This window comes from Saccharopolyspora sp. NPDC000995, assembly GCF_053599315.1.
Genome location: NZ_JBSFLZ010000234.1, coordinates 1 through 4,711, shown reverse-complemented (window position 1 = coordinate 4,711; position 4,711 = coordinate 1). Strand labels below are relative to the sequence as shown.

Here is a 4,711-nt window from a genome sequence, read left to right as displayed (position 1 = left end):
TCGATCAGCAGATCTCGCATGACGAGCGTTACAACATCGCCGATGAGTACATGGAGGTCCTTTACAAGCTCTGGGAAGGGTCCTGGGAAGAAGGAGCCGTTCGGCGTGACAAGAGTTCGGGAGTCTTCGCCGATGCGTCGAAGATTCACCCGATCAGCCATGAGGGCAAGCACTTCAAGGTTCCCGGGTTCCATTTCTGTGAGCCCTCTCCTCAGCGCACGCCTTTCCTGTTCCAGGCTGGGTCGTCGGGGCGCGGGCGTGACTTCGCGGCGCAGAACGCTGAAGCCATGTTCGTCCTCGTGACGAACGCAGAGCAGGCAAAGAAGGTCACCGATGACATTCGAGACAAGGCTGAGGCAGCTGGTCGCTCTCGCGATGACATCAAGATCTTTGCCTTGCTGACGGTCGTCACGGGAGACAACGATGAGGCCGCTCGGAGAAAGTTCGAGGAATACCGCTCTTACGCTAGCCCCGAAGGCATGCTCGCGCTTTTCGGAGGTTGGACTGGGATCGACTTCTCGACCTACGACCCCGACCAGCTTCTCGAGGCTGTCGACAACGATAGCCTCCGCACGACGCTGGAAGCCCTCACCTCCGGCGGCGCGAAATGGACAGTGCAAGACGTGATGCGAGACCGCAGCATCGGTGGGCTTGGACCGTGCCTGGTTGGTGGACCGCAGACCATTGCCGACGAGATGGAGAAGTGGTGCGACGAGGGAGGTCTCGACGGTTTCAATCTCGCCTACGCGATCACTCCAGGGTCGGCCAGTGATTTCATCGACTACGTAATCCCCGTCCTCCGTGAACGCGGACGAGTCCAGACCAGCTACACCGCCGGAACGATGCGACAGAAGATGCTCGGAACCGATAGCAGTTACGCGCAGCGCCCGCACCCGGCAGCGTCGTACCGGGATTCCTATGCCGGAAAGGAAAGCGTCGCCGACAGCACGAAACCGTCGCCCTTCGAAACCTGAGCACCGAGCTCCACTCAGGCCGAACGCAGAACAGGAGAAGACTCGGGCCAGGACCCAACCTCTCGTCCGGTGGGTCCTGGCCCGAATCTCCACACGTGGTATCCCAACCACGAAAGTCAACCTCGATGCGTGAGGCCGCGCAGCGCGGCAGCGAGCCTCGCTTCCGCGAGCAGGAAGCTGTATCAGCCATTGCTCCCACAGCTATATCGGTACTGGGTTGACCGGCGTAATAGTCGTCGCCGGCGCGGTCGGGGACCGACCGATCGAAAGATTCGACGATGAAGAAGGAGCTGAAGTCATGTCACAGGAGGTTCAGGGCGTCGTGGCCCGGGCGAAAGGCAAGCCTGTAACGGTCGAGACGATCGTGATCCCGGATCCTGGTCTCGGTGAGGTAGTGGTGCGTGTGCAGGCCTGCGGGGTGTGTCACACCGATCTGCATTACCGCGAGGGCAACATCGAGGACGCCTATCCTTTCCTGCTTGGCCACGAGGCGGCGGGCATCGTGGAGAGCATCGGTGAGGGTGTGGAGGAGGTGGCTGAGGGCGACTTCGTGATCCTTAACTGGCGTGCTGTGTGCGGAGTGTGCCGGGCCTGCCGCAAGGGGCGTCAGCACCAGTGCTTCGACACCCGAAACGCAGCTCAGCCGATGACACTTAAGGAGACCGGCGAAGAGCTCTCCCCGGCCCTGGGAATCGGCGCGTTCGCGGGGAAGACGCTGGTCCACTCGGGCCAGTGCACCAAGGTGAACCCCAAGATCGACCCCGCATATGCTGGGTTGATAGGGTGCGGCGTTATGGCTGGCGCCGGTGCCTCGATGAACACCGGCAAGGTGCAGCGCGGCGAGACCGTTGCCGTGATCGGCTGCGGCGGCGTCGGTGACGCGGCGATTGCCGGAGCCGCGCTGGCTGGCGCATCGACGATCGTCGCGGTGGACACCGAGGACGGGAAGCTCGAATGGGCCAGGGGCTTCGGTGCTACCCACACCATCAACGCCAAACAGACCGATCCGGTGCAGTGCATCCGTGATCTAACCGGCGGCTTCGGCGCCGACGTGGTCATCGACGCGGTTGGTACTCCGGGAACCTGGAAGCAGGCCTTTGAAGCGCGTGACCTCGCGGGGCGCCTCGTCCTCGTTGGAGTGCCTTCGCCGGAGATGAAGCTGGAGGCGGACTTTCTGCCGTTCTTCTCTCACGGTGGGTCGCTGTCCTCGTCCTGGTACGGTGACTGCCTGCCCAGCCGTGACTTTCCGATGCTGGTAAATCTCGCGCTGCAGGGCCGCTTTCCGCTCGACAAGTTCGTCACTGAGCGCATCTCGCTCGACGAGGTCGAGCAGTCCTTCGAGAAAATGCACCACGGTAAGGTCCTGCGTTCGGTGGTGATCATGTGAGTGGGCCGATCGATCACATCATTACCAGTGGTCAGTTCGAGATCGACGGTAAGTCGTTCGACGTCGACAACAACGTCTGGATCGTCGGGGACGACTCCGAGGTCGTACTGATCGACGCTCCGCACGACGCCCAGGCGATCATGGAAGCTGTAGGCAACCGCAATGTTCGGGCCATTCTCTGCAGCCACTCGCACAGCGACCATATCAATGCCGTGCCAGCGCTCTCGCAGGCATTCGACGCGCCGATCCTGCTGAACCCCGCCGACCGCGTGGTCTGGAACCTCACCTACCCCGATCGCGAGCCAGACGGAGATCTGGAGGATGGCGAGATATACACGGTGGCGGGCATCGACCTGAGGGCGCTCGCGACGCCGGGCCACTCGCCGGGGTCTACCTGCTTCTATGCGCCAGATCTCGAAACTTTGTTTAGCGGAGACACACTATTCAACGGTGGGCCGGGCGCAACTGGGCCGTCACACTCTAACTTCGACGTGATCATCAAGTCGCTGAGTGAAAAAATCTTTACTCTCCCGGGCACCACGATCGTGCGCACGGGGCACGGCGACGCCACGAAGATCGCTGATGAGGCGGCCCGCCTCGAGGAGTATATCGAGCGGGGCTTCTGAGACCCTGCTGGCTAACCCGGGGCTTTCATGACGGTGTGGGATCGGCTGTGTGCCGTGAACGGAGAATGGTGCTCTGAACTGCGATAATACGGCTTGCTGAAGGTCGTATCGGTCACAGATTCAGGAGCACCATTCAGGTGGGTCAGTGTAGTTCGCCGTACCCGCGGCTGGCCGTGGACGGGTCGGGCTCGGGTGTCTGTCGCAGGCCGGGGCGGTACTGCTGTTACGCACAGCCGAAACAGTGGGCGTGACCAGCGGATTGTCCGAAGCGTTATCGCCGTGGCGGAAACCTCTCGCGGTACATGATCTAGGCAAGATCGTGCTGGATCTCGCGATCGCGGTCGCTGTAGGCGGTGACTGCCTGGCCGATATCGCACTGGTGCGGACCGAGGCGGGCGTGTTCGGTTCTGTGGCCTCGGATCCGACCGTGTCCCGGCTGATCACCGAGCTGGCCGTTGATGCGGGAAAGGCTGTCAGCTCGTCGTCGCTTGCTGGTGTGAGTCCGGTCCGGGTAGCTGCCAGGAGGTCCGGTAGCAGACTGGCGGCGTCGGTGGGAAACGTCCGGCGTCGAAGCCCAGTGTCGAAGGCCCTTGAAGGGGAAGCGACTGAGCGGTCCGTAGCATGAAGCGAAGCCTGTGGCGTCGTTACTCAGCTGCCCGTGAGGGTGGCATCAGGGAGAGCCGAGCCCTTCCGGATCGGGGTGAAGGCCATGGAAGCGGTGTAGCGCCTGGATTGCAGCCGCGATGAACTCCCCGGCGTAAAGGGCACGGAACGTTCAGATAGGGGCGGCGGGAACTGGGGAGGCCCTCCCCATCCCGGCAACCTGCGGATGGTTGCTGGAGCGTGGCGTCCTATAACCGATGACCTCGGGAAGTGGATCGCTGGCTGGGTGGGCGTCGGAGGCGGTCGTAGTACCGATTGAGCCGAGCGGACAACATAACCGCCGGTGAGGGAAGGGCCGCTACTTCGTCGATGCGTCTGGTGTCTGGAGGAGCTCGGTGAGTGCCGTTTCGGCTAGTCCCACCGCTGGAGGGTCCGTTGTGGACCTGGTTCGCGCCTTGCAGCACACGCTCTACCGGGCGGCCAAGGCCGATCCTGGATGTCGGTTTCATGCGTTGCGAGACAAGGTCTTCCGCAGAGACGTCTTGTGGTGCGCGTGGGTTGGGGTGCACCGCAATGACGGTGCGCCCGGTTTCGACAACACTACCTTGGCTGACGTCAAGCAGTACGGGGTCACCCGGCTGTTGGACGAGTTGGCTTCCGAGTTGAAGGACGGTACCTACCGGCCGATGGCGGCACGGGTCTTCATCCCGAAGCCTGGCACAGCTGAACAGAGGCCATTGTCGATTCCTTCGGTGCGAGACCGTATCGTGCAGACCGCGATGAAGATCGTGCTCGAGCCGATCTTCGAGGCGGACATGTTGCCGTGTAGCTTCGGGTTCCGTCCGAAACGGTCAGCGCACGACGCCCTCCAGGTCCTCATCGATGAGGCGTGGCGGGGCAGGCGGTGGGTGGTCGAAACGGACATCGCCAACTGCTTTTCGGCGATTCCGCATGAGAAGCAGCCGCCTTGGCCGCCAGCAGCGCCCTTGCAGCGACGGCCGGCGCGCGGCGAGCACCGCAATGCCCTCGTCCCGGTACTCATACGCCGTCGACAAGGCGACGGCGTTGTCCCTGGCCAGCGCCACCATCCGGGTGTCTTCCAGGAACCATCGCAGCACCAA

General features: G+C 62.7%; 5 protein-coding genes. All 5 read left to right on the top strand.

The window, feature by feature from the left end; genetic code table 11:
• Positions 1-974, top strand: a 974-nt coding sequence (locus tag ACWDKQ_RS35215; RefSeq protein WP_450143078.1) for an NtaA/DmoA family FMN-dependent monooxygenase, incomplete at its 5' end; no start/stop codon positions are given.
• A gap of 298 nt (positions 975-1,272) precedes the next feature.
• Positions 1,273-2,361 (top strand): S-(hydroxymethyl)mycothiol dehydrogenase, encoded by a 1,089-nt coding sequence (locus ACWDKQ_RS35210; RefSeq protein WP_450143080.1) that lies wholly within the window; start codon positions 1,273-1,275, stop codon positions 2,359-2,361.
• Positions 2,358-2,987 carry an MBL fold metallo-hydrolase gene (locus tag ACWDKQ_RS35205; protein ID WP_450143077.1) on the top strand — a complete coding sequence of 210 codons (630 nt, stop codon included), beginning with the start codon at positions 2,358-2,360 and terminating at the stop codon, positions 2,985-2,987. The genes ACWDKQ_RS35210 and ACWDKQ_RS35205 overlap by 4 nt, the downstream gene beginning before the upstream one ends.
• Before the next feature lie 196 nt (positions 2,988-3,183).
• Positions 3,184-3,612: a transposase gene (locus ACWDKQ_RS35200; RefSeq protein WP_450143079.1), complete on the top strand. Its 429-nt coding sequence runs from the start codon at positions 3,184-3,186 to the stop codon at positions 3,610-3,612.
• 415 nt (positions 3,613-4,027) lie between these two features.
• On the top strand, positions 4,028-4,711 hold a 684-nt coding region (locus ACWDKQ_RS35195; RefSeq protein ID WP_450143076.1), incomplete at its 3' end, for a reverse transcriptase domain-containing protein.

Bases quoted from the DNA above. Each gene is read 5' to 3' on its own strand.
- ACWDKQ_RS35210 (WP_450143080.1), top strand. From the start codon at position 1,273: ATGTCACAGGAGGTTCAGGGCGTCGTGGCCCGGGCGAAAGGCAAGCCT.